General features: G+C 72.7%; 23 protein-coding genes and 1 tRNA gene. 15 read left to right on the forward strand and 9 right to left on the reverse strand.

Features of this window, described 5'->3' with window-relative positions; all coding sequences use genetic code 11:
- The first annotated feature begins 48 nt into the window (after positions 1-48).
- Entirely contained in the window at positions 49-522 is a 474-nt protein-coding gene (locus ACIP5M_RS01800) for a cupin domain-containing protein (protein WP_401190768.1), read from the forward strand.
- Here ACIP5M_RS01800 and opcA read toward each other — a convergent pair.
- Positions 471-1,403 (reverse strand): glucose-6-phosphate dehydrogenase assembly protein OpcA, encoded by a 933-nt coding sequence (gene opcA, locus ACIP5M_RS01805; protein ID WP_401190770.1) that lies wholly within the window; start codon positions 1,401-1,403, stop codon positions 471-473. The genes ACIP5M_RS01800 and opcA overlap by 52 nt on opposite strands.
- 98 nt (positions 1,404-1,501) lie before the next feature.
- The gene (locus ACIP5M_RS01810) at positions 1,502-3,121 is read right to left on the reverse strand and encodes a helicase HerA-like domain-containing protein (RefSeq protein ID WP_401190772.1); all 1,620 of its coding nucleotides are present in this window, start codon (positions 3,119-3,121) and stop codon (positions 1,502-1,504) included.
- Positions 3,122-3,209: 88 nt separating this feature from the next.
- Between ACIP5M_RS01810 and ACIP5M_RS01815 the strand changes: the two genes are divergently transcribed.
- Both ACIP5M_RS01815 and ACIP5M_RS01820 read left to right on the forward strand, forming a co-directional pair.
- Positions 3,210-3,506 (forward strand): type II toxin-antitoxin system VapB family antitoxin, encoded by a 297-nt coding sequence (locus ACIP5M_RS01815; RefSeq protein WP_017240525.1) that lies wholly within the window; start codon positions 3,210-3,212, stop codon positions 3,504-3,506.
- Positions 3,507-3,641: 135 nt separating this feature from the next.
- Positions 3,642-4,313 (forward strand): LytR C-terminal domain-containing protein, encoded by a 672-nt coding sequence (locus tag ACIP5M_RS01820; RefSeq protein ID WP_401190773.1) that lies wholly within the window; start codon positions 3,642-3,644, stop codon positions 4,311-4,313.
- A gap of 64 nt (positions 4,314-4,377) precedes the next feature.
- On the opposite strand, the gene upp is transcribed toward ACIP5M_RS01820, so the two are convergent.
- Positions 4,378-5,013 (reverse strand): uracil phosphoribosyltransferase, encoded by a 636-nt coding sequence (gene upp / locus ACIP5M_RS01825; RefSeq protein WP_280919497.1) that lies wholly within the window; start codon positions 5,011-5,013, stop codon positions 4,378-4,380.
- A 163-nt stretch (positions 5,014-5,176) separates the two neighbouring features.
- Here upp and ACIP5M_RS01830 point away from each other — a divergent pair, with 163 nt between their 5' ends.
- The 10 genes from ACIP5M_RS01830 to ACIP5M_RS01875 all read left to right on the forward strand — a co-directional run bounded on the left by ACIP5M_RS01830 (position 5,177) and on the right by ACIP5M_RS01875 (position 12,131).
- Positions 5,177-6,115 carry a universal stress protein gene (locus ACIP5M_RS01830; RefSeq protein ID WP_401190774.1) on the forward strand — a complete coding sequence of 313 codons (939 nt, stop codon included), beginning with the start codon at positions 5,177-5,179 and terminating at the stop codon, positions 6,113-6,115.
- An 85-nt stretch (positions 6,116-6,200) separates the two neighbouring features.
- Entirely contained in the window at positions 6,201-6,383 is a 183-nt protein-coding gene (locus ACIP5M_RS01835; protein ID WP_401190776.1) for a hypothetical protein, read from the forward strand.
- Between the two features lie 381 nt (positions 6,384-6,764).
- Positions 6,765-7,313: a hypothetical protein gene (locus ACIP5M_RS01840; RefSeq protein ID WP_401190777.1), complete on the forward strand. Its 549-nt coding sequence runs from the start codon at positions 6,765-6,767 to the stop codon at positions 7,311-7,313.
- A gap of 197 nt (positions 7,314-7,510) precedes the next feature.
- Positions 7,511-7,939: a tRNA adenosine(34) deaminase TadA gene (gene tadA / locus ACIP5M_RS01845; RefSeq protein WP_401190778.1), complete on the forward strand. Its 429-nt coding sequence runs from the start codon at positions 7,511-7,513 to the stop codon at positions 7,937-7,939.
- Between the two features lie 57 nt (positions 7,940-7,996).
- Positions 7,997-8,081, forward strand: a tRNA-Ser gene (locus ACIP5M_RS01850).
- 131 nt (positions 8,082-8,212) lie between these two features.
- The gene (locus ACIP5M_RS01855) at positions 8,213-8,503 is read left to right on the forward strand and encodes a hypothetical protein (protein ID WP_401190780.1); all 291 of its coding nucleotides are present in this window, start codon (positions 8,213-8,215) and stop codon (positions 8,501-8,503) included.
- A 363-nt stretch (positions 8,504-8,866) separates the two neighbouring features.
- Positions 8,867-9,028 carry a hypothetical protein gene (locus tag ACIP5M_RS01860; RefSeq protein ID WP_215014193.1) on the forward strand — a complete coding sequence of 54 codons (162 nt, stop codon included), beginning with the start codon at positions 8,867-8,869 and terminating at the stop codon, positions 9,026-9,028.
- A gap of 230 nt (positions 9,029-9,258) precedes the next feature.
- Positions 9,259-10,215 carry an RNA polymerase sigma factor SigF gene (locus ACIP5M_RS01865; RefSeq protein ID WP_401190781.1) on the forward strand — a complete coding sequence of 319 codons (957 nt, stop codon included), beginning with the start codon at positions 9,259-9,261 and terminating at the stop codon, positions 10,213-10,215.
- Positions 10,216-10,446: 231 nt separating this feature from the next.
- Positions 10,447-11,295: an RNA polymerase sigma factor SigF gene (locus ACIP5M_RS01870; RefSeq protein ID WP_401190783.1), complete on the forward strand. Its 849-nt coding sequence runs from the start codon at positions 10,447-10,449 to the stop codon at positions 11,293-11,295.
- Positions 11,296-11,345: 50 nt separating this feature from the next.
- Positions 11,346-12,131 carry a hypothetical protein gene (locus ACIP5M_RS01875; protein ID WP_401190784.1) on the forward strand — a complete coding sequence of 262 codons (786 nt, stop codon included), beginning with the start codon at positions 11,346-11,348 and terminating at the stop codon, positions 12,129-12,131.
- Between the two features lie 24 nt (positions 12,132-12,155).
- On the opposite strand, the gene ACIP5M_RS01880 is transcribed toward ACIP5M_RS01875, so the two are convergent.
- A complete protein-coding gene (locus tag ACIP5M_RS01880; RefSeq protein WP_401190786.1) occupies positions 12,156-12,395 on the reverse strand; it encodes a hypothetical protein in 240 nt (79 codons plus the stop codon).
- A 263-nt stretch (positions 12,396-12,658) separates the two neighbouring features.
- Here ACIP5M_RS01880 and ACIP5M_RS01885 point away from each other — a divergent pair, with 263 nt between their 5' ends.
- Positions 12,659-13,087, forward strand: a complete 429-nt coding sequence (locus ACIP5M_RS01885) for a MarR family winged helix-turn-helix transcriptional regulator (protein ID WP_401191831.1) — start codon at positions 12,659-12,661, stop codon at positions 13,085-13,087.
- 13 nt (positions 13,088-13,100) lie between these two features.
- Positions 13,101-14,717: an MDR family MFS transporter gene (locus ACIP5M_RS01890; RefSeq protein WP_401190787.1), complete on the forward strand. Its 1,617-nt coding sequence runs from the start codon at positions 13,101-13,103 to the stop codon at positions 14,715-14,717.
- 117 nt (positions 14,718-14,834) lie between these two features.
- On the opposite strand, the gene ACIP5M_RS01895 is transcribed toward ACIP5M_RS01890, so the two are convergent.
- The 5 genes from ACIP5M_RS01895 to ACIP5M_RS01915 form a co-directional block, all read right to left on the reverse strand.
- The gene (locus ACIP5M_RS01895) at positions 14,835-15,446 is read right to left on the reverse strand and encodes a TetR/AcrR family transcriptional regulator (RefSeq protein WP_401190789.1); all 612 of its coding nucleotides are present in this window, start codon (positions 15,444-15,446) and stop codon (positions 14,835-14,837) included.
- 88 nt (positions 15,447-15,534) lie between these two features.
- The gene (locus ACIP5M_RS01900; protein ID WP_401190791.1) at positions 15,535-17,718 is read right to left on the reverse strand and encodes a glycosyltransferase family 39 protein; all 2,184 of its coding nucleotides are present in this window, start codon (positions 17,716-17,718) and stop codon (positions 15,535-15,537) included.
- The gene (locus ACIP5M_RS01905; RefSeq protein WP_401190793.1) at positions 17,715-18,989 is read right to left on the reverse strand and encodes a glycosyltransferase; all 1,275 of its coding nucleotides are present in this window, start codon (positions 18,987-18,989) and stop codon (positions 17,715-17,717) included. The genes ACIP5M_RS01900 and ACIP5M_RS01905 overlap by 4 nt, the downstream gene beginning before the upstream one ends.
- Before the next feature lie 25 nt (positions 18,990-19,014).
- Complete coding sequence (locus ACIP5M_RS01910) at positions 19,015-20,526, reverse strand: sensor histidine kinase (protein ID WP_401190795.1); 1,512 nt, start codon at positions 20,524-20,526, stop codon at positions 19,015-19,017.
- 137 nt (positions 20,527-20,663) lie between these two features.
- Positions 20,664-21,431: a response regulator transcription factor gene (locus ACIP5M_RS01915; protein WP_401190796.1), complete on the reverse strand. Its 768-nt coding sequence runs from the start codon at positions 21,429-21,431 to the stop codon at positions 20,664-20,666.
- Positions 21,432-21,450: the final 19 nt, after the last annotated feature.

The raw sequence follows: 21,450 nt of genomic DNA on the forward strand, positions 1-21,450 counted from the left end.
CCCGGATTGACCCCTGTCGCCGGTCTATCCGGCCCGTAGGTTGAGGACATGACCGAGATCGCGACTCGCGCCGCCACCGCCGAAGCCATCAACGACGCCCCCGGCAGCCTCATCACCCTGCTCACGGACACCGCTGAACTCACCTGCAACACCGCCACCTTCGACGAGGGAGCGGCCGGGGCCCCGGTGCACTTCCACACCAAGGCCACCGAGTTCTTCCACGTGACGGCCGGCCGTCTCGACGTCCTCGTCGGCGAGGAGATCCACACCCTCGGCGCCGGTGACTTCATCGCGGTCCCGCCGGGGGTCAAGCACGCGTTCGCCCCCGCCGCAGGCCACACGGCCGCTGTCTTCGTCGGCTTCACGCCCGGCATGGGCCGCTTCGACTACTACCGGCTCCTCGGCCGCGTCCACGCGGGCGAGGCCACCGTGCAGGACATCAAGGACAGCTCATCCACCTACGACAACCACTACGCGGAGAGTCCCGCCTGGAGCGGCCGCCGCCGCAGCGCGGAGCCGTAGACCACGTCCGCGTCCAGGCGGCGCAGCTCCTCCGCGATCAGCTCCGCCTCGCTGCGGATCTTCAGCGCCACCTTGCGGTCGGGGCTGCCCGGCACGATCAGGGTGGCCAGCTTCCCGGCCGGCCGGTCCACCCGGATCTCCCCGCCCGTGGTCTGGAGGCTGACCCGGGTGATCACCGGACCCGCGCTCTCCAGCCGGACGACGGGCACCCCGAGACGGTCCTCCAGCCAGCGCGCCAGCAGCTCGGCGCTCACGTTGTCCGCCTCGCTCTCCACCGTCCCGCCGGTCACCGGCAGCGGCTTCTGGTCCAGGGCGGCGGCGAGCAGGGCCCGCCACGCTGTGAGCCGCGTCCAGGCCAGGTCGGTGTCGCCGGGCTCGTAGGCGGCGGCCCGCTCGTCGAGTACGCCGACGGGGTCGTAGGCGGCGGCCGCATCCGTGATCCGGCGCTGCGCCAGGGCGCCCAGGGGGTCCCGGGCCGGATCGGCGGGGGCGTCGGCCGGCCACCAGACCACCACCGGCGCGTCCGGCACGAGCAGCGGCAGGACGACCGAGCCGGCCTGCTCGGTCAGCGCCCCGTGCAGGCGCAGCAGCACGATCTCGCCGGCCCCGGCGTCCGAGCCGACCCGCAGCTCTGCGTCCAGCCGGCTCGTGCGCAGGCTGTGCGGGCCCCGCGCGGTCCGCTTGATCACCCCGATGATGCGGCACGGGTGCTGGCGCGAGGCCTCGGAGGCCGCGCGGACGGCGTCGTAGGCGTTCTCCTCGTCGGTGGCTATGACGAGCGTCAGGACCAGGCCCATGGTGGGGCTGCCTATGGCCCGGCGGGCGGCGAGCAGGGCCCGGTTGACCTTGCTGGACGTGGTGTCGGTGAGTTCGGTCCGCATACTCCGAGTCTGTCAGCGCCCGCCCGGATCGCGGCACCAGGTTGCCTCGATTTCCTCTGGACCCGGCGGCGGGGGCTCCGCACCGGCCGGCCCCCCGGTCAGCGCCGCTTGCGGGCCGTTCCGAAGATCGAGCGGGTGATCTCCCGCCCCACCTGCGTCCCGATCGACCGTGCCAGCGAGCGGAACAGCCCGCTCCCCACCACCTGTTCGGCCAGCGAGGGATCCGGCTTCGGCCGGGAGGTGCCGCGCGCCGCCCTCGCGGCCTCCTTCTCCGCCTCCCTCTCCGCCGCCTTGGCCTGCTTCTCCGCCTCGGCCGCGGCCGCGGCGGCCTCCGCGTCCGCCTCGGCGGCGGCCTGCTCGGCGCTGATCTTCTCGTACGCCGACTCGCGGTCGACCGGCTCCGCGTAGCGCGGGTACAGCGGCGAGGACTTCACCGCCCGGTCCAGTGCCGCCGCCTCGATCGGGCCCATCAGCGACTGCGGGGCGCGCAGCCGGGTCGCCGCGACCGGCGTCGGAGCGCCCCGCTGGCTGAGCACGGTGATCACCGCCTCGCCGGTCCCCAGCCCGGTGAGCAGCTCCTCCAGGTCGTACGGGGAGTTCGGGAAGGTCTTCACGGTCGCCTTCAGCGCCTTCGCGTCCTCGGGCGTGAAGGCCCGCAGCGCGTGCTGCACCCGGTTGCCGAGCTGGGCGAGCACGTCCGCCGGTACGTCCTTGGGGGTCTGGGTCACGAAGAAGACGCCAACGCCCTTGGAGCGGATCAGCCGCACCGTCTGGGTGATGGAGTCCAGGAAGGCCTTCGAGGCGCCGTTGAAGAGCAGGTGGGCCTCGTCGAAGAAGAAGACGAGCTTGGGCCGCTCCACGTCGCCGACCTCCGGCAGGTGGTGGAAGAGGTCGGCCAGCAGCCACATCAGGAAGGTGGAGAAGAGCTGCGGTTTGTCCTGGACCGCGGGGAGCTCCAGTACGGAGACGACTCCGCGTCCGTCCGCGGCCGTACGGAGGAACTCGCTCGTGTCGAACTCCGGCTCGCCGAAGAACTCCGAGGCCCCCTGCTGCTCGAAGGCGGTCAGCGCCCGCAGGATCACCCCGGCCGTCACCGTGGACAGCCCGCCGATGCCCTTGAGCTCCGCTTTTCCCCGGTCGGACACGAGGAAGGCGACCACGGCGCGCAGGTCCTTGAGGTCGATCAGCTCCAGGCCCTTGGCGTCGGCGTAGTGGAAGATCAGCCCGAGGGACTGCTCCTGCGTCTGGTTGAGCTGCAGCACCTTCGACATGAGCACTGGGCCGAAGCTCGTCACGGTCGACCGGACCGGGATGCCGGGGCCGAGCCCGCCCAGGGAGTAGAACTCGCCCGGGAATCCGGTGGCCTCCCACTGCTGGGCCACGTCCGCGGCCCGCTCCGCGATCCTCTCGCCGGCCGTGCCGGGCGCCGAGATGCCCGAGACGTCGCCCTTCATGTCGGCGAGGAACACCGGGACGCCGTGGGCGGACAGCTGCTCGGCGATGAGCTGGAGGGTCTTGGTCTTGCCGGTGCCGGTGGCGCCCGCGACCAGGCCGTGCCGGTTGAGCATCGACAGGGGGATGCGGATCTGGCGGTCGGGCAGGCAGCGGCCGTCCCACAGGAGGGCTCCCAGTTCGAGCGCCGGTCCGGGGAAGGCGTATCCGGTGGCGATCTCGTCCGCCGGGCCCGCCGGGACGGCGGGGTCGGTGCTCTCGCTCATGCATCACTCCCCAATTGGCACTGTTTGACACTTTTGCACCAACGTCGCGAGGCTGCGCCCGCAGGCACCGGCCCGGTAGGCTTTCCGTGTGATCTTCAAGCGCATCGGTAACGGAAAGCCGTACCCCGACCACGGCCGGGAAAGCACCCGGCAGTGGGCGGACGTCGCGCCGCGCCCGGTCCGGCTCGACCAGCTGGTGACGACCAAGGGCCAGCTGGACCTCGAAACGCTGCTCGCCGAGGACTCGACCTTCTACGGCGACCTCTTCGCGCACGTCGTGAAGTGGCGGGGCGACCTCTACCTGGAGGACGGGCTGCACCGCGCCGTCCGCGCGGCCCTCCAGCAGCGTCAGGTCCTGCACGCGCGCGTCCTCGAAATGGACTGACGGGGCTGACCGGAGCGTCGCCCGGTCCCCCGGGACCGGGCGACGCTTCGCGTAGATTGCGCCTTTCGGGTCAGTATTGACCTATCAGCAGATCATTTAGTAGGCATCGCTCCCGGGCCGCACTACGCTGCGCCCATGAGCATGCTCACTCCCCCCGGCATGGGCGGAAAGTACCGCGTCACGGGAGCCGCCTACCCGCGGATGAGCCGTAAGCGGAGCCGCCGCCGCATCGTCCTCGCCGTACTCGGCTCGGTCCTCGCCCTCGCCCTGGTCGGCTACGGGGCACTGCAGCTCATCGACGTGTTCCGGGGCGACAGCTCCAAACGGAACACGGCCGCTGGCGGCAGGGACTGCCCGACCGCCTCCCCCAAGGCCGCCGCCCAGGGCGGCGCACCCGCCGCCGCGTCCCCGGCCGCCGCGAAACCGGCGGTCGTCCTCCCCAAGCCCGGCGACATCACCGTCAACGTCTACAACGCGACCCCGCGGGCGGGCCTGGCCAAGGCCGTCGGAGACGAGCTGAAGAAGCGCGGCTTCATCATCGGCCACGTCGGAAACGCCCCGGCCGACTTCGACAAGAAGGTCCCCGGGACCGGGATACTGCTCGGCTCCCCCGCCACCGACAAGGCAGCCTTCGCCGTCCTGGGCACCCAGCTCGCCGGAGTCACGCAGCAGACCGACGCCCGTGAGACCGCCGACATCGACCTGATCCTCGGCGACGCCTTCAAGGAGCTCAGCACGAAGGCGGACGCGGACAAGGCACTGGCCCTGCTGGCCAACCCCGAGCCCGCGCCCGCCAAGACCTGCTGACCGGCCCCGGTCCGGCAGGCCGGTCAGGCCTGCCGGGTCTCCCTGGTCTGCCGGGTCTCCCGCGCTATTCCGCGGAGCCGTACATGCGGTCGCCCGCGTCGCCCAGGCCCGGCACGATGTAGCCGTGCTCGTTGAGCCGCTCGTCGACCGCGGCGGTCACGACCGTGACCGGCGTACCGGCGAGCTCGCGCTCCATGACCTCGACGCCCTCGGGCGCGGCCAGCAGCACCACGGCGGTGACGTCGTCGGCGCCGCGCTTGATCAGCTCCTGGATCGCCGCGACGAGCGTGCCGCCGGTGGCGAGCATCGGGTCGACGACGTAGACCTGCCGGCCCGAGAGGTCCTCGGGCATGCGCGTCGCGTACGTGGAGGCCTCCAGGGTCTCCTCGTTGCGGACCATGCCCAGGAAGCCCACCTCGGCGGTGGGCAGGAGCCGCACCATGCCGTCGAGCATCCCGAGGCCGGCGCGCAGGATCGGCACGACCAAGGGGCGCGGGTAGGAGAGCTTGACGCCGGTGGTCGGGCCGACCGGGGTGTCGATGTCGGCCTGCTCGGTGCGCACGTCCCGGGTGGCCTCGTACGCGAGCAGCGTCACCAGCTCGTCGGCGAGCCGCCGGAAGGTGGGGGAGTCGGTGCGCTTGTCGCGCAGGGTGGTGAGTTTGTGCGCCACCAAGGGGTGATCGACGACCTGCAAACGCACAACATCCTCCAAAACTCGGCCTGCGACCAGCAAAAACGGCCGCGAGACGCGACCCACACCCAAAAGGCTACGCGCTGGCGCGGGCCCTTCGTGTCCACAGGCCGGGCCACGCCCGGGACCGGGTGGGGATGCGGGCCGCGCGCGTGCCGAGCAGGCTGGACAGATGACTGACGCACCGGTGATCGCAGCCGTCGACGGATCCGACCACAGTCTGAAGGCCCTGGAGTGGGCCAGGGCCGCGGCCCTGCGCCACCGCGCGGGGCTGCTGATCGCCCATGTACTGCCCGACCACGCCCAGTTGTATGCGGGACGCCGGGCGGCGCTGCACGACGCCTCGGAACCGGCGGAGTATCCCGATCCGGTGAACGACCGGATACGGGCCCTGCTGGGCGGGGGCTCCGAGCTGCCGGAGGGGGTGCGGTACGCATCGCTGGAGGGCTCCGTTCCGGAGGCGCTGCGGGTCATCGGGGAGGAGGCCCGGATGCTGGTGATGGGCTCCCGGGGGCGCGGCGGCTTCGCCAGCCTGCTGCTGGGCTCGAACAGCAGGGCCGTCGCCACCACGGCGCCGTGCCCGGTGGTGGTGGTTCCGCACGCGGAGCGGAGCGCGGACGCCGAGACGGGGGCTTCCGCCGGGCGGGTGGTGCTCGGGCTGCACGCCGCGGAGACGCCCGACGACGTACTGGCCTTCGCCTTCGCGGAGGCGGCCGTGCGGGGGACCACCGTCCAGGTGGTGTCGGCGTACGAGGTCCCGCCGGCGCCGACCATGGTGATCGACAGCCCGTTCGCGGTGATCCCGCCGGAGGGGTTGGCGGACGACGGCGAAGGGGTCCCGGCCGAACGGGAGATGCTGCGCGCCCAGACGGAACGCCTGGCGCCCTTCCGCACCCGCCACCCGGACGTCCCGGTGGAGCAGGCCGCCGTACCCGGCGACGCGGCGGGCCGGCTGGTCGACGCCTCCCGGTCGGCGGCCCTGGTGGTGGTGGGCCGCCACCACCCGCGGCGCACGGCCAGGTCGCTGCTGATGGGCTCGGTGGCGCACGCGGTCCTCCAGCACGCCCACGGCCCGGTGGCGGTGGTCCCGACCCTCACGGACGACGCCTGACCTGCACGGGGGTGGCATCAAACGGCCCGTCCGGGGGAAGGCTGGGAGCCGAGGGGGACGACCGACCAGCCCGGGGTGGTGGCCGATGCCCGACACAGACCCAAGCGACGACGCGTCGCCGGAAACCGCCGCCCAGCGGCGAGCGCGCCGCGCGCAGTTCCTACGCGACCTGATGGAGGCCCGCGAACTCCGCGACCGAGTCCAGCCCCGCCGCGCCCGCGCAGCCCGAATGCGCCAGCAGATGCGCATGCGCACCTTCCGGTGGTGACCCCTTCGGCAACGGCGCCGCCCCCGCCGGACCACGGGAGCACGTCCGGCCCCGCCGGCGTGTGAGACGCGGGCCCCGGGCCCGAGCCCCGGCAACGGAGCCGTACGCGACACGGCCGGGCCGCGCCCGACCGTGAGGGGCGCCGGGACACCCCCCGGCCGGCCCCGGACCCGTACGGCACCGCCGCCCCACACCCCCCGCCCAGCCCGCGCCGCGCACGGCACGGCACGACGCAAGCGCGGAAGACCTCTCGCAAAGCCGCCATTTCTGCCACGATGCCGATTGGGCGGGGCAGGACGGCGCGCACCACAGCCGTTCCGCCCCAACCTCCGGCCGGGGGGACCTCCAACCGGCACGCCTACGACCAGTGGGAGAGTCACGGTGTATTTCGCCGCACTGCTCGCGCGCACCGAAGACGGGTGGGAAGCGAGCGACATGGAACTCGACGACGTCGAGTCCCTCAGTGATCTGATCGATCTCGCCCGTTCCGCCGCTGTCGACGACGACACGGTGGTCGCCCTCATCGAGCAGGAGGACGCCTGGTTCGGCGTCGTCCGCGTGGACGGCGAGGAGGACCCGCGGTACTTCGTATCGAACGCTTCCGCGGCCGCCCGCAGCTCCTACGGCTCGATGCTGACCAAAGAGCTGCTGGGCAGCGACGAGGAGGACGACGAACTCGACGAGCTGGACCTGGACGGAACCGAGGACGGCGAGGAGGACGCCATCACCGCCTTCGCCGACAAGGACGACGACGAGGACGGGGTGGTCGGGACCGGCGCGGAGCCGGTGCCGTCAGGGCCGCTCGGCGACCCCCGGCTGCTCGACGACCTCGGGGTGTCCCACAAGCAGCTCATGGGCCTGGACGGGGACGCCCTCTCGGAGATCGCCGAGTCGCTCGGCGCCACCGAGGTCCTGGAGGCCGTCCGCTAGTGACCCACCCGCACCACACGCACCACCTCGACCCCGATCCCCATCCACATCCCCATCCCCATCCCCATCCCGGCATCGACCCTGCTCCCCACCCCGGACCGGACTCCGGCTCCGAACCGGATTCCGGGCCGGAACCGGAGTCCCGGCCCGAGCCGGATCCCGGTCCCGATCCCGTGAGGGACCCGTGGCAGGCCTCCATGCGCCTCGCGCTCACGGAGGCCGCCCGGGCGGTGCCGGCCGGTGACGTACCGGTCGGCGCCGTCGTGCTCGGCCCGGACGGCGAGATCCTGGCCACCGGGTACAACGAGCGCGAGGCGACCGGCGACCCCACGGCGCACGCCGAGGTGCTGGCGCTGCGCCGGGCGGCCGCCCGGCTCGGGGAGTGGCGGCTCCCCGGGTGCACCCTCGTGGTGACCCTGGAGCCGTGCGTGATGTGCGCAGGCGCGCTCGTGCAGTCGCGCGTCGCCCGGGTCGTCTACGGCGCGGACGACGAGAAGGCGGGTGCGGCCGGCTCGCTGTGGGACCTCGTACGGGACCGCCGGCTCAACCACCGGCCCGAGGTGGTGCGCGGCGTACTCGCCGAAGAGTGCGCACGACAGCTGACGGACTTCTTCCGGGGCCTGTGACCGGGCGGGCGGATTCCGATTTCAGCGAATGAGGCTCCTTAGGCTAGGATCCATCTCGGTAGTGTGTCCGAGTGGCCGAAGGAGCTCGCCTCGAAAGCGAGTATGGGGCAACCCATCGGGGGTTCAAATCCCTCCACTACCGCTCCGATCGAGAGCTCCGCCCCGCAAGGGTCGGGGCTCTCGTCGTTTCCCGCGCCCCTCTTCGTCTCCGGGCTCTGCGTCTCTACGGATGACGCCCGCGTGACCGCCCGCCCCCTCGGCCGTTGTCACGGCATGACCAAGACCCAGCGCATGCTCGCCGCCTTCGCACTCGCGGGGGCCGCCGCGGGCTTCGCCGCACCCGCCGCCTCGGCCGCACCCCTCTCCCCGCTCACCCTCCCGGACCTGCCGACGGCGGCGCCGGGCATGCCCGCGGGGTCCCAGCCCGCCTCCGTGCAGGAGATCGGCGCGAAGGTCAGCGAGGGGGCCAACCAGCTCAACCAGCTGACGACACTGCCCGACCAGCTGGCGCCCGTGATCGCGCCCGTACAGCCGGTCCTCGACCTGGCCGGCGCCATCGAGTAGCGGAAGACGGAAACGCGGAGAAGGCCCCGGCCGGAGCCGGGACCTTCGACGTGTGGGACGGGGGAAGTGGCGTCGGGGGGACAAAGCCACTTCCCCCGATGAGGACGGGACCCGTCGGTCCGAACCGCAGTCAGGGGGAAGATCGCGGCTCGGACCCCGCAGTGGGGTCCTGTCCCTCAGCCACCGGTTTCCTGCCAGAACCGGTGGGCTCACATCCATCCTGCGCCCGCCACGTCCGGGGACGCGGCGGCAAAGGGCCCGGAGTGGCGGGTCATTGGTCCTTAAAGGCCGGGTGAGTGTCCGAACTTGACCGGTTAGACTCACCCGACCGTGCAGGACCGGTTGGGGAGGCCATCACCGCTCATGGACACCAAGAAGCTCATCACCGGCGCCCTCACGGTGTTCGTCCTCTTCGTGATCATCACCCAGCCCAAGCGGGCAGCCGAAATGGTGGGAATCGGTTTCCAAGGCATATCGGATGCCGCCTCCGGTATCGGCGAGTTCATGACCGAACTGGTGCGCTGACCCCGTACGCTGAACCGGTTCCCGGACTTCCCGGCCCCCCACTCCGACGGGTGGGGGGCTTTTTGATACCCACCACCGGGCACATTGCCCTGATATGCCCAACTTGCCCTCAACACGGTGATATCCGGTGCTTGCACACAGTGCACATCTCTTGTGATGCTATGACCGCTTTTGACGGATGAGTTGACTGAAGGGGTGGCGTGACCGTGCCGGCCAGTACAGCGCCTCAGGTGCCACCCCAGCAGGACCCGCAGGTACCGCCCCGGCACGAGCCGCCGCCGGAACCGCGGCAGGAGCTCCGGCAGCAACCGTCCGAAGAGCCCGCGGCCTCCGCACCGGCCTCCGTCCCGACCGTCGCACCGACCGCCGCACCGACGACCGGCCCCGCCCCCGCCCTCGCCCCCGCGCCCCCGAGACCGCCGAGCCGGGGCGCGGACACCCGGGCCCTGACGCAGGTCCTCTTCGGGCAGCTGAAAGGGCTGGAGCCGGGCACCAGCGAGCACAACCGGGTGCGCGGGGCCCTCATCGAGGCCAACCTCCCCCTCGTCCGCTACGCGGCCGCCCGCTTCCGCAGCCGCAACGAGCCGATGGAGGACGTGGTCCAGGTCGGCACCATCGGCCTGATCAACGCGATCGACCGGTTCGACCCCGACCGCGGCGTGCAGTTCCCGACGTTCGCGATGCCGACCGTCGTGGGCGAGATCAAGCGCTACTTCCGCGACAACGTCCGCACCGTCCACGTACCGCGCCGGCTCCACGAGCTCTGGGTGCAGGTCAACGCCGCCACCGAGGACCTCACCACCCTCCACGGCCGCACCCCGACCACCGCCGAGATCGCCGAACGGCTGCGCATCACCGAGGACGAGGTGCTGTCCTGCATCGAGGCGGGCCGGAGCTACCACGCGACCTCCCTCGAAGCCGCCCAGGAGGGCGACGGAATGCCCGGGCTGCTCGACCGGCTCGGCTACGAGGACCCGGAGCTGGCCGGGGTCGAACACCGCGACCTCGTCCGCCACCTCCTCGTACAACTGCCCGAGCGCGAACAGCGGATCCTGCTCCTGCGGTACTACAACAATCTGACGCAGTCGCAGATCAGCGCCGAACTGGGCGTATCCCAGATGCACGTCTCCCGGCTGCTCGCCCGGAGCTTCGCCCGACTGCGATCCGCAAACAGGATCGAGGCGTAACCGGATCGAGTGGAGATCATCCACGCGTTTCCCGACAGAACGGGCTGACCACCCGTCTGATCGCGTCTGTCGCTGGAGATATATGTCGACATGGCGCTACAGCGCGTTGCCGACATGTGACATTCTGCTGGAACCGCGTTTGCCGCAGCCCCGCCTCCGGTATTCAGGTGGAGGCTGCGTTCCTCCGACGGGCGCACCGTACGCGACCGTCCGCGACCTCAAGGGGGTGGCATGTCCGTAGACCAGGGCAGCTCCAAGGTGCTCACGCTCGTCAAGAGCGCTGCGCCGGCAGCACCGGCAGCGTCCGACCGCTCGGAAGCCATCGACACCCGCACCCTGTCCCGCTCCCTCTTCCAGCGACTTGCCGCCCTGGACGCGGACAGCCCCGACCGGGCGTACGTACGCGACACCCTGATCGAGCTGAACCTGCCCCTGGTCCGGTACGCGGCCGCGCGCTTCCGCAGCCGCAACGAGCCGATGGAGGACATCGTCCAGGTCGGCACGATCGGCCTGATCAAGGCGATCGACCGGTTCGACTGCGAACGGGGCGTCGAGTTCCCGACGTTCGCGATGCCGACCGTCGTGGGCGAGATCAAACGATTCTTTAGGGACACCTCCTGGTCCGTCCGCGTCCCGCGCCGGCTCCAGGAGCTGCGCCTCGCGCTGACCAAGGCCAGCGACGAGCTCGCCCAGAAACTGGACCGCTCGCCGACCGTCCCGGAGCTCGCCGCCGTACTCGGCGTCTCGGAGGAGGACGTCGTCGACGGCCTCGCCGTGGGCAACGCGTACACCGCCTCCTCGCTCGACTCGCCCTCACCCGAGGACGAGGGCGGCGAGGGCTCGCTCGCGGACCGCCTCGGCTACGAGGACACCGCGCTCGAGGGCGTCGAGTACCGCGAGTCGCTGAAGCCGCTGCTGGCCAAACTCCCGCCCCGGGAGCGGCAGATCATCATGCTGCGGTTCTTCGCGAACATGACCCAGTCGCAGATCGGCGAGGAGGTGGGCATCTCCCAGATGCACGTCTCCCGGCTGCTGACCCGCACGCTCGCGCAGCTGCGCGCCGGACTCATCGGGGAGTGACGGGACGCCGCGGGGTTCCCAATTGACGGAGCGTCAGCAAAACTGGCGCGATGCGAACGGGATCCCGTACGGCCGCCCCGGCCGCCCTCCTCGCCCTGTGCTGCACGGCCGTCGCCGCCCTCACCGGCTGCGGCGGCCCGGCACGGGACGGCTACCTCGCCGTGGGCGCCGCGGCCCCGGGCCCCGAGCGGGGGCCGGGGGAGAACGTGGCGCCCCAGGGCCAGGTGGAGTTCCAGCGGCTCGGCGGCGCGTCCGCGGCGGGCGGCTCCTCCGACTCCTCGTCCAGTACGCCGACCGGTGCTCCGGGGTCCCAGCCACCCGGCGGCTCCGCCCAGGGCGGAGCCACACCCCCCGTCCCCGGCGATACCGCCCCGGGCACCCCACCGGGAGCCGGCCCCGCCACCACACGACCCGGCAGCTCCAGTACCCCGGGCGTACCCACCGCCCCCGGGACCGCCCCGGGGACTCCCGGCGGCCCGACGGCCCCGGGGACACAGCCCGGAACGACCCCGCCGGCGCCCCCGGCCACACCGGCGCGGCTGACGCTGTCCACGCCGGTCCGGGCGGCCGCGGCCGACCGCTGGTGCGAGCGCGTCACCGTCACGTTCACCAACACCGGCACCACCGCAGCCCGTTCGGGCACGGTCACCTTCGCGACGCACATCATCGGCGCGCTCGGCATCGACTGGGCCACGATCACCACCACCCAGCCGCTCCCCGCGCCCGTAGCGGGCGGAGCCGCGAAGACCCAGACCTACACGGTGTGCGTGGAGGCCTGGCGGGTTCCGTTGGGCATGCGGGTGGAGACCCGTCAGGTCACGGCCACCTGGAGCTGAGTCCGGGCCGCGGCGGGGCCGCGCTCAGTGCAGGACGACCCACAGCGCGGCGCCGACGGCGAGTACGAGGGCGACGGCGACCCCGAGCCACGCGCCCCGCTTGGAGCCGGCGGCCTGCTGCTCCTCCTCGCGGCGCTGGCGGCGGGAAGCGGTGGGCGCCTGCCGGGCCGGCGCGGCCTCCTCGACGAACGCCCGGAACATCTGGGTGCTGCCCGCGGGGTCGCAGTTGCCCTCGGGGCCCTGGGTGTTGTGGTTGTCAGCCATGGAGCAGGACCCTAGCCGGTTTTCCGATTCCTTTACCGCCCCACCCCCAGGGTTAATTTGCCTGTAGCAACCATCTGCTTCTATGGTTGCTCTAAGCAACAAGATGAGGGGGCGGCCCGGTGACCACACAGACGACGGAACCCACGGGGACGACCCGGACGAGACGGCCCGGCCGGACCCAGGCGGCTTCGGTCAGTCCGGCGGCTCCGGTCGGTCAGGCGGCCACGGTCGGTCAGGCGGATCCGGTCAGCCAGGCCGCGCCGATCGGCCACGCCGCGCCGGCCGCCCGGCACGAGGAGCTGGCCCGCCAGCTCACCGGCATCGGCGCGGTCAAGCGCGACCTGGCCCGACTCCTGCCCCCGGACTGCCCGCCCGGCGCCGCCGTGGTCCTCACCGTGCTCGACCGGCACGGCGAGATGCGGCTGAGCCGGCTGTCCGAGTTCATGGCCGTCGACATCTCGGTCACCAGCCGCCACGTCACTCACGTGGCCGAGCGCGGGTGGATCGAGCGCGAGCCCGACCCGGGCGACGGCCGCTGCCGGATCCTGCGGCTCACCCCGTCCGGGCGGGCCCTGCTGGCCGAGCTGGGAGCCCGCCACACGGCCGCGCTGCAAAGAGCGCTGGCCGACTGGTCCCCCGAAGACATCGACGTACTCAACACCCTGCTGGCCCGACTCCGATCGAGCTTCTAGCCAAAGGAAAAACATGACCAGGTCGGAGACGACGTCCGCGACGTCCGACGGCACGTCCATGACCCATCCACAGATCATGAAGGCACTGTCCGGGCTGATGCTCGGCATGTTCGTCGCGATCCTGTCCTCCACGATCGTCTCGAACGCCCTGCCCCAGATCATCAGCGACCTCGGCGGCACCCAGTCCTCCTACACCTGGGTGGTGACCGCGGCCCTGCTGTCGATGACGGCCGCCACCCCGCTGTGGGGCAAGCTGTCCGACCTCTTCAGCAAGAAGCTGCTGGTCCAGATATCGCTCGTGATCTACGTCCTCGGCTCCGTCGTCGCGGGCATGTCCCAGAACACCGGCACGCTGATCGCCTGCCGCGTGGTCCAGGGCATCGGCGTCGGCGGTCTGTCCGCCCTCGCGCAGATCGTGATGGCCGCGATGATCTCCCCGCGCGAGCGCGGCCGCTACAGCGGCTACCTCGGCGCCGTCTTCGCCGTCGCCACGGTCGGCGGCCCGCTGCTGGGCGGTGTCATCACCGACACCGAGTGGCTGGGCTGGCGCTGGTGCTTCTACGTCGGCGTGCCCTTCGCGATCATCGCGCTGATCGTGCTCCAGCGCACCCTGCACCTCCCGGTCGTCCGCCGTGACGTCAAGGTCGACTGGCTGGGCGCCTTCCTGATCAGCGGCGCCGTCTCGCTGCTGCTGATCTGGGTCACGCAGGCCGGCGACTCCTACGAGTGGATCTCCTGGCGGACCTGGGCGATGACCGGCGGCGCGCTGGTGCTGGGCCTGCTCTTCGTCCTCGTGGAGGCCCGGGCGAGCGACCCGATCATCCCGCTGCGGCTGTTCCGCAACAAGACCATCTCCCTCGCCTCCGCGGCCTCGCTGTTCGTCGGCATCGCGATGTTCTCGGGCACCGTGTTTTTCAGCCAGTTCTTCCAGTTGGCCCGCGGCGAGTCCCCCACGATGTCCGGAATCCTCACGATCCCGATGATCGGCGGGCTCTTCGTCTCCTCCACCGTTTCCGGTCAGGTGATCACCAAGACCGGCAAGTGGAAGGCCTGGCTCGTCGTCGGCGGTGTGCTCCTGACGGCCGGACTGGGCCTGCTGGGCACCCTGCGCTACGACACCCCGTACTGGCACATCGCGATCTACATGGCGCTGACCGGCCTCGGTCTCGGCATGATGATGCAGAACCTGGTCCTCGCGACCCAGAACCAGGTGGCCCCCGAGGACCTGGGCGCGGCCAGCTCCGTCGTCACCTTCTTCCGCTCGCTGGGCGGCGCCATGGGCGTCTCGGCGCTGGGCGCGGTCATGGCGCACCAGGTCACCGGGTACGTGAAGGACGGCCTGACCGCGCTCGGCCCGAAGGCGGCGGCGCTGGGCCACGGCGGCACGGGCGGCGGCGGCATCCCGGACCTCGACAAGCTGCCGGCGCCGATCCGTACGGTCGTCGAGTCGGCGTACGGGCACGGCGTCGGGGACGTCTTCCTCTACGCGGCGCCCACCGCGTTGCTGGCCCTGCTGCTCTGCCTGTTCATCAAGGAGGTCGCGCTGAAGTCCAAGGCGGCCGCCCACGCCCCGGCGGCGGCCTCCGACCCCGCGGACGCCGCCCCCGCCGAGGTGCCGGCCAAGGCCTGAGCCCGGTCCGGCAGCGAACGCGTACGAAGGCCACGAAGGCCACCACCCGGACCGGGCGGTGGCCTTCGCCGCACCAGACGGTGACCTTGCCCCGCACCAGCGGTGGCCTTCGCCTCACTAAGCGGTGGCCTTCGCCTCGATCCCCGCGATCAGCACGTCGAGCGCGAGGCAGAAGTCGCCTTCGGGTGCGCGGCGCGCCGCACCCCCGCAGCCGTGCAGGAACTGCGAGAGGGCCAGGTGCGCCCCGGTACGTGCGGCGTCCGCCAGGCCGGTGGCGTCCAGCAGCCGCTGGAGGGCGGTGTCGAAGGCCCGTGCGTGCGGGCCGATGTTCGGGTAGGCGGCGGCGAGCGGGGACACCCAGGGGTGGTCCGCCAACATCCGCCGGTAGCCCCGGGCGAGCGCCCGCAGCCGGCCCGGCCAGCCGTCCGGCGCCGATCCGGTGGCGAGGGCCAGCTCGCCCAGGGCACTGTCCAGGGCGAGTTCGAGCAGGTCGTGCTTGGTGTCCACGTACCAGTACAGCGACATCGCCGTGACCCCGAGCCCGGCGGCGAGCCGCCGCATCGAGAACCGGCCCAGCCCCTCGGCGTCGAGCAGCCGCACGGTGGCGGCGGTGATCCGCTCCCGGTCGAGCCCTGAGGGAGCCTCGCTGCGGCGTCTGGCGGGAGCGGCCGGCCTGGCGGCCAGCCACACACTGGTCCGGACCTCACCGGGATCGCCCGCGGTCACCATGGAGGCACCCTCCTCACGCCAGGTGGTCAGCCCGGAATGCCCGGTCCGCCCCCTTGATGCTAGGGGGTGTCCTACGGATCAGGCCGGATCAGGACGCGGCTCCTCCCGTGGGGGCCGTCAGGTCGTAGAAGGCGGCTCCGCCGACCGTGGTGGCCTTGAAGGTGGCCTTGATCCAGGTCTCGATGGCCGTGCCGGTGGCGCCGCCGGGGCCGCCGCCCGCCCGGGTCGCGCCCGGCGCGGCTTCGCCGGTGCCGGCGGCCGTACCCCCGCCTCCCTGGCCGATGAACCAGTGGATCTTGCCGTCCCGTACGTATTGCCGGAACTGCTCCAGGGTCGGCGAGGGGTCGCTGCCGTTGAAGCCGCCGATCGCCATCACGGGCGCACCCGAGGCGAGCTGGTAACCGGCCGCGTTCTGGGAGCCGATGGCAGCGGCCGCCCAGGTGTAGTCGGCGGCGTCGGCGCGGAGGGCCGCCTTCGCCTCGGCGCCGACCGGGGTGCCGTTCAGCAGGCCCCCGGGCCCGCCCGGGCCCCCGCCGAACCGCTCGAAGCCGCGCCCCGCCTGGCCGCCGGGCACGCCCTGACCAGCCGGGCCGCCCTGCCCGTTCGGCGTCATCGGACCGGGACCCCCCGGGAGGCCGCCCTGCCGGCCGCCCCGGGGCCCGCCCTGCGGGGCGCCGCCCGGCCCGCCCTGCCCCGGCTCCGCGCCGGGGCCGAACCGCATCGCGCCCGGCCCGCCCCGGCCCCCCGCCACCGCAGGTCCGGCCGTCACGATGGAACCGGTGTGCCCGGTGTTCACGGTGGTCAGGCAGTAGGCGAGCGGGCCGGCCAGCGCCGCGCCCAGCCCCAGCACCGCCGTGGCCAGCAGCGCCCGGCGCCCGGCCCCGGCCGCGAACGGCAGTACGGCCGCGGCGAGCAGCCCGCCCACCAGCACCGCCCACCGCAGCCAGGGCAGGTAGTCCGTGGCGCGGCCGAGCAGGACGTACGACCAGAGGGCGGTCACGGCGAGCGTGCCGGACAGCGTCAGCGCGGCGGCCCGGCTGCCCCGCTCCTCCCACAGCACGGCCACACCCATGCCGACCAGCGCCGCCACGAACGGCGCCAGCGCCACGGTGTAGTACTCGTGGAAGATCCCCTGCATCCAGCTGAAGACGACCCCGGTGATCAGCAGCCCGCCTCCCCAGGCCAGGAAGGCCGCACGGGCCATGCCCTCCAGCGAGTCCGCCGCCCGACGGGCCCGCCAGGTGACCACCAGTCCGGCCACGAGCAGGATCAACGCGGCCGGCAGCAGCCAGGAGATCTGACCCCCGATGTTCGCCGAGAAGAGCCGGTCGACGCCGGTCTCCCCCCAGCCCCCGCCCCTGAGCCCGGGGCCGCCTTCCGGCATGCCGTAGGCCGCGGGTCCGCCGGTCCGCATGCCGCCGCCGACGCTGCCGGTCTCGTTGCCGTTGATGCGCCCCAGGCCGTTGTAGCCGAGGGTCAGTTCCAGGAAGGAGTTGTTCTGCGAGCCGCCGATGTACGGGCGGGAGGCGGCGGGCCACAGCTCGACGACGGCCACCCACCAGCCGCCGGCCAGCACCATCGCGAGCCCGGCCAGCAGCAGCTGGCCCAGCCGCCTGCGCAGCCGGGTGGGCGCGCAGACGGCGTACAGCACGGCGAGCGGCGGCAGGATGACGAACGCCTGCAGGGTCTTGGTGAGGAAGGCGAAGCCGACCGCGACTCCCGCCCACACCAGCCACCGGGTGTGCGCCCCGTCCAGGGCGCGCAGCAGGCAGTACACGGTGACCGTCAGCAACAGGGTCAGCAGCGCATCGGGGTTGTTGAAGCGGAACATCAGCGCGGCGACGGGCGTGAGCGCGAAGACGGCGCCGCTCAGCAGCGCGGCCCCCGGCCCGAAGTGGCGTCGTACGGCGGCATACAGCACCGCGGTCGTCGCCACGCCCATCAGGGCCTGCGGTACGAGGATCTGCCAGGAGCCGAGCCCGAAGAGCCGGACCGACAGCATCATCGGCCACAGGGCGGCCGGGGGCTTGTCGACGGTGATGGAGTTGCCGGCGTCCGACGATCCGAAGAAGAAGGCCTTCCAGCTCTCGCTGCCGGCCTGTACGGCCGCGGAGTAGAAGGAGTTGGCGTAGCCGGAGGAGCCCAGGTCCCACAGCAGCAGGGCGGCGGTGGCGATCAGGAGTCCGGCGAGGGCGGGACCCTCCCGGCGCGGCCGGCCGGTACGGTCCCGGGGCTCGGCGGCCGGGAAGAGGGGAATTGCTGCGGTGGTCATCGGCCGTCCTCGGACGTAGGGATCTCGGGGCCGCGCCGCTCGGGGAAGACCCAGGCGCGGAAGAGCAGGAACCGCAGCACGGTGGCGGCAAGGTTGGCGGTGATCAGGACGGCCAGCTCGGTGCTGTGCGCGGGATGGGCCGCAGCCGCCCCGAGGGCGGCCAGGGAGCCGCTGGTCAGCGCCAGCCCGATGGCGAACACCACAAGCCCCTGGGCCTGGTGGCGCACGGCCCGGTGCCGGCCGCGCACGCCGAAGGTGAGCCGCCGGTTGGCGGCGGTGTTGGTCACGGCGGAGAGCAGCAGCGCGGCCCCGTTGGCGAGCTGCGGTCCCGTTGTGGTGCGGAAGGCGGAGTACAGCAACAGGTAGAGGAGGGTGGACAGCGCTCCGACGGCGCAGAAACCGAGGAGCTGGCGGGCCAGCCCGCCCGGCACGCCGGGCAGCGCGGAGCGGTCGCGGGGGTCGTCCCCGAAGGGGCGGGCGAGCCGGTCGAGGGGGAGCGCGCCGACGGCCAGGGCCCTGCCCACCCGCCAGACGCCCTTGAGGTCCTCGGTGGCGGTCCTGACGAGGTGGACGGTCGAGTCGGGGTCGTCGACCCAGTCCACCGGCACCTCGTGGATCCGCAGTCCGGCCCGCTCGGCGAGCACGAGCAGTTCGGTGTCGAAGAACCAGCCGGAGTCCTCCACGAGCGGCAGCAGCCGCTCGGCGACCTCGCGCCGGATGGCCTTGAACCCGCACTGGGCATCGCTGAACCGGGCGGCGAGGGAGGAGCGCAGGATGAGGTTGTAGGCACGGGAGACGAACTCCCGCTTCGCTCCTCGCACCACCCGGGAGGAGCGGGCCAGCCGGGTGCCGATGGCGAGGTCGGAATGCCCGGAGATCAGCGGGGCGACCAGGGGGAGCAGGGCGTTGAGGTCGGTGGAGAGGTCCACGTCCATGTAGGCGAGGACGGGCGCTTCGGAGTCGGACCACACGGTCCGCAGGGCCCTGCCCCGGCCCTTCTCCTCCAGCCGCGTGCTGCGGACCCCGTCCAGGGAGGCGGCGAGCTCACCCGCGACCTCGGGGGTGCGGTCGGTGCTGGCGTTGTCGGCGACGGTGATCCGGAAGGGGTAGGGAAAGGTACGGGTGAGGTGGTCGTGAAGCCTGCGCACGCAGGGGCCGAGGTCTTTCTCCTCGTTGAAGACCGGGATCACCACGTCGAGGACGGGCTCGCCGGGCACGGGCGCGAGCGGCGCTCGTGCCGGAAGGGCCCCGGGTGAGGTGTCGGTTGGCATGCTCCGACCCTCGTGGGACGGCCTGTCACCGCTGTGTGGTGAGCCTGTGCCCCGTCTGTGAGTCCGCTGGTTCCCCGGCCGCCGCCGTGTCCGGTGCGAGGGGCAGCAGGACCTCGAAGCAGGTCCGCCCCGGCTCGCTCCTCACGCCGACCTGCCCGCTGTGGGCGGTGACGACGGCGTGCACGATGGCGAGTCCGAGTCCGGTGGAACCGGCGGCCCGGGAGCGTGAGGCGTCGCCGCGGGCGAAGCGTTCGAAGACGTGGGGGAGGAGGGCGGGCGGGATTCCGGGCCCGTCGTCCTCGATCCGCAGCCGGACACGGGATGTTTCACGTGAAACATGGGCGGTGACGGTGGTGCCGGGCGGGGTGTGGGTGCGGGCGTTGGCCAGGAGGTTGACCAGCACCTGCTGAATCCGGGCCGGATCGGCGCGGACGAGCGCGGGCTCGTCGGGCAGGTGCAGGCGCCAGTGGTGCTCGGGGCCGGCGGCCCGGGCATCGCTGACGGCATCGACCACGAGGGGGGCCAGATCGGTGTCGGTGTGGCCGGCGGAGGGCGGGCGCCCGGCGTCGAGCCGGGCGAGCAGCAGCAGGTCCTCGACCAGCCCGGTCATCCGCGTGGCCTCGGACTCGATCCGGCCCAGGGCGTGCCGGGTATCGGGGCCGGGCTCCTCCCGCCCGCGGCGGGTCAGTTCCGCGTAGCCGCGGATGGAGGCCAGGGGGGTGCGCAGTTCATGGCTGGCGTCGGCGACGAACTGGCGGACCCGCATCTCGCTCTGCTGGCGGGCCGTGAGGGCGGAAGACACGTGGCCCAGCATCCGGTTGAGGGCCGCGCCGACCTGACCGACTTCGGTGCGGGGGTCGGCCTCGGCGTCCGGGACCCGCTCGTGGAGGGCGGGCTCGCCACTGTGCAGGGGAAGTTCGGAGACCCGGGTGGCGGTGGCGGCCACCCGGCGCAACGGGCGCAGGGCGACACCGACCAGGGCCTGTCCGGCCAGGGAGGCCGCGATCAGGCCCGCGAGGGTGACGCACACCTCGACCGCGATCAAAGTGTTGACGGTGGAGTCGACCTCGCGGAGCGGGAAGCCGAGGACGAGGCTTCCATCGGGGGCGGCCAGCACCCGGTAGGCACCGAGCCCCGGCAGCTCCAGGTCCCACGGTCCGGTCCGGCCGTGCGCGGCCTTGCGGGCCACCTCGGCGAGCGCCAGGGTCTGGGCCTCGGCGAGGGGGCGGACATGGTCGAGTGCCGGCCCTTCGGCGCGTGAGGTGAGGGCGGTGACGTAGACCTTGCCGTCGGAGTCGAGGCGGATCCCGGCGGTGCCCGTCGGGTTGCCGGGGGCGAGCACGAAGCCGGCGATGTTCTCGCGGGCCGCTTTCCCCGATCCCGGGCCCGGCCGGCCGGCCATCCCCACCGAGGTGGTCAGCTGCTCGTCGAGCCGGCCGACCAGGTACGAGCGCAGCGCGAGGGTGGTGACGGCCCCGATGGCGGCGCCCACCACGGCGATCAGCGCCACGGCCGAGACGACGAGCCGGGTCCGCAAGGACCAGGGCCGACGGGCACGCGGTCTTCGGGACCGGAGCCGACGGGCACGCGGTCGCCGGGGCCACCCCGAGTACAGCCGCGCCGGCAGCAGTCGGGACGTCCGCCGGGACGTCCGCCGGGGTGTGCGCAGCGCCACTACTCGGCCGGCTTGATCAGGTAGCCGGCGCCGCGCCGAGTGTGGATCATCGGGGCCATGCCGGGCCCGCTCTCCAGCTTCCGGCGCAGGTAGGAGATGTACAGCTCGACCACGTTCGCCTGGCCGCCGAAGTCGTACGACCACACCCGGTCCAGGATCTGCGCCTTGCTCAGCACCCGCCGCGGGTTGCGCATCAGGTAGCGCAACAGCTCGAACTCGGTGGCGGTCAGATGGATCTCCCGCCCGCCCCGGACCACCTCGTGGCTGTCCTCGTCGAGTCGCAGGTCGCCGACGGCCAGCACCGAGCCGCCGCGCGCCGCCTGGGCGGCGCCCGAACGGCGCACCAGTCCGCGCAGCCGGGCCACGACCTCCTCCAGGCTGAACGGCTTGGTGACGTAGTCGTCGCCGCCCGCCGTGAGGCCTGCGATCCGGTCCTCCACGGAGTCCTTGGCCGTCAGGAACAGCACCGGGATCTGAGGGAGCTCGCGGCGCAGCTGCCCGAGGACGGCCAGCCCGTCCATGTCGGGGAGCATGATGTCGAGGACCACCACGTCCGGCCGGAACTCCCGCGCCGCCCGTACCGCCCCCGCCCCGTCGCCGGCGCTGCGGACCTCGCAGCCCTCGTAGCGCAGGGCCATGGAGAGCAGTTCGGAGAGCGAGGCCTCGTCGTCGACGACGAGAACCCGGCAGGGGCCGCCGTCGGGCCGCACGAGGGCCGTCGGGTTGCCGGTGGACGTGGACGCGTGGGAGGTGGTCGTCGCAGTCATGCGACCAAGCTGACCGGCG

The organism is Streptomyces sp. NPDC088762 (assembly GCF_044750905.1).
In the GTDB taxonomy this organism is placed as follows: Bacteria; Actinomycetota; Actinomycetes; order Streptomycetales; family Streptomycetaceae; genus Streptomyces.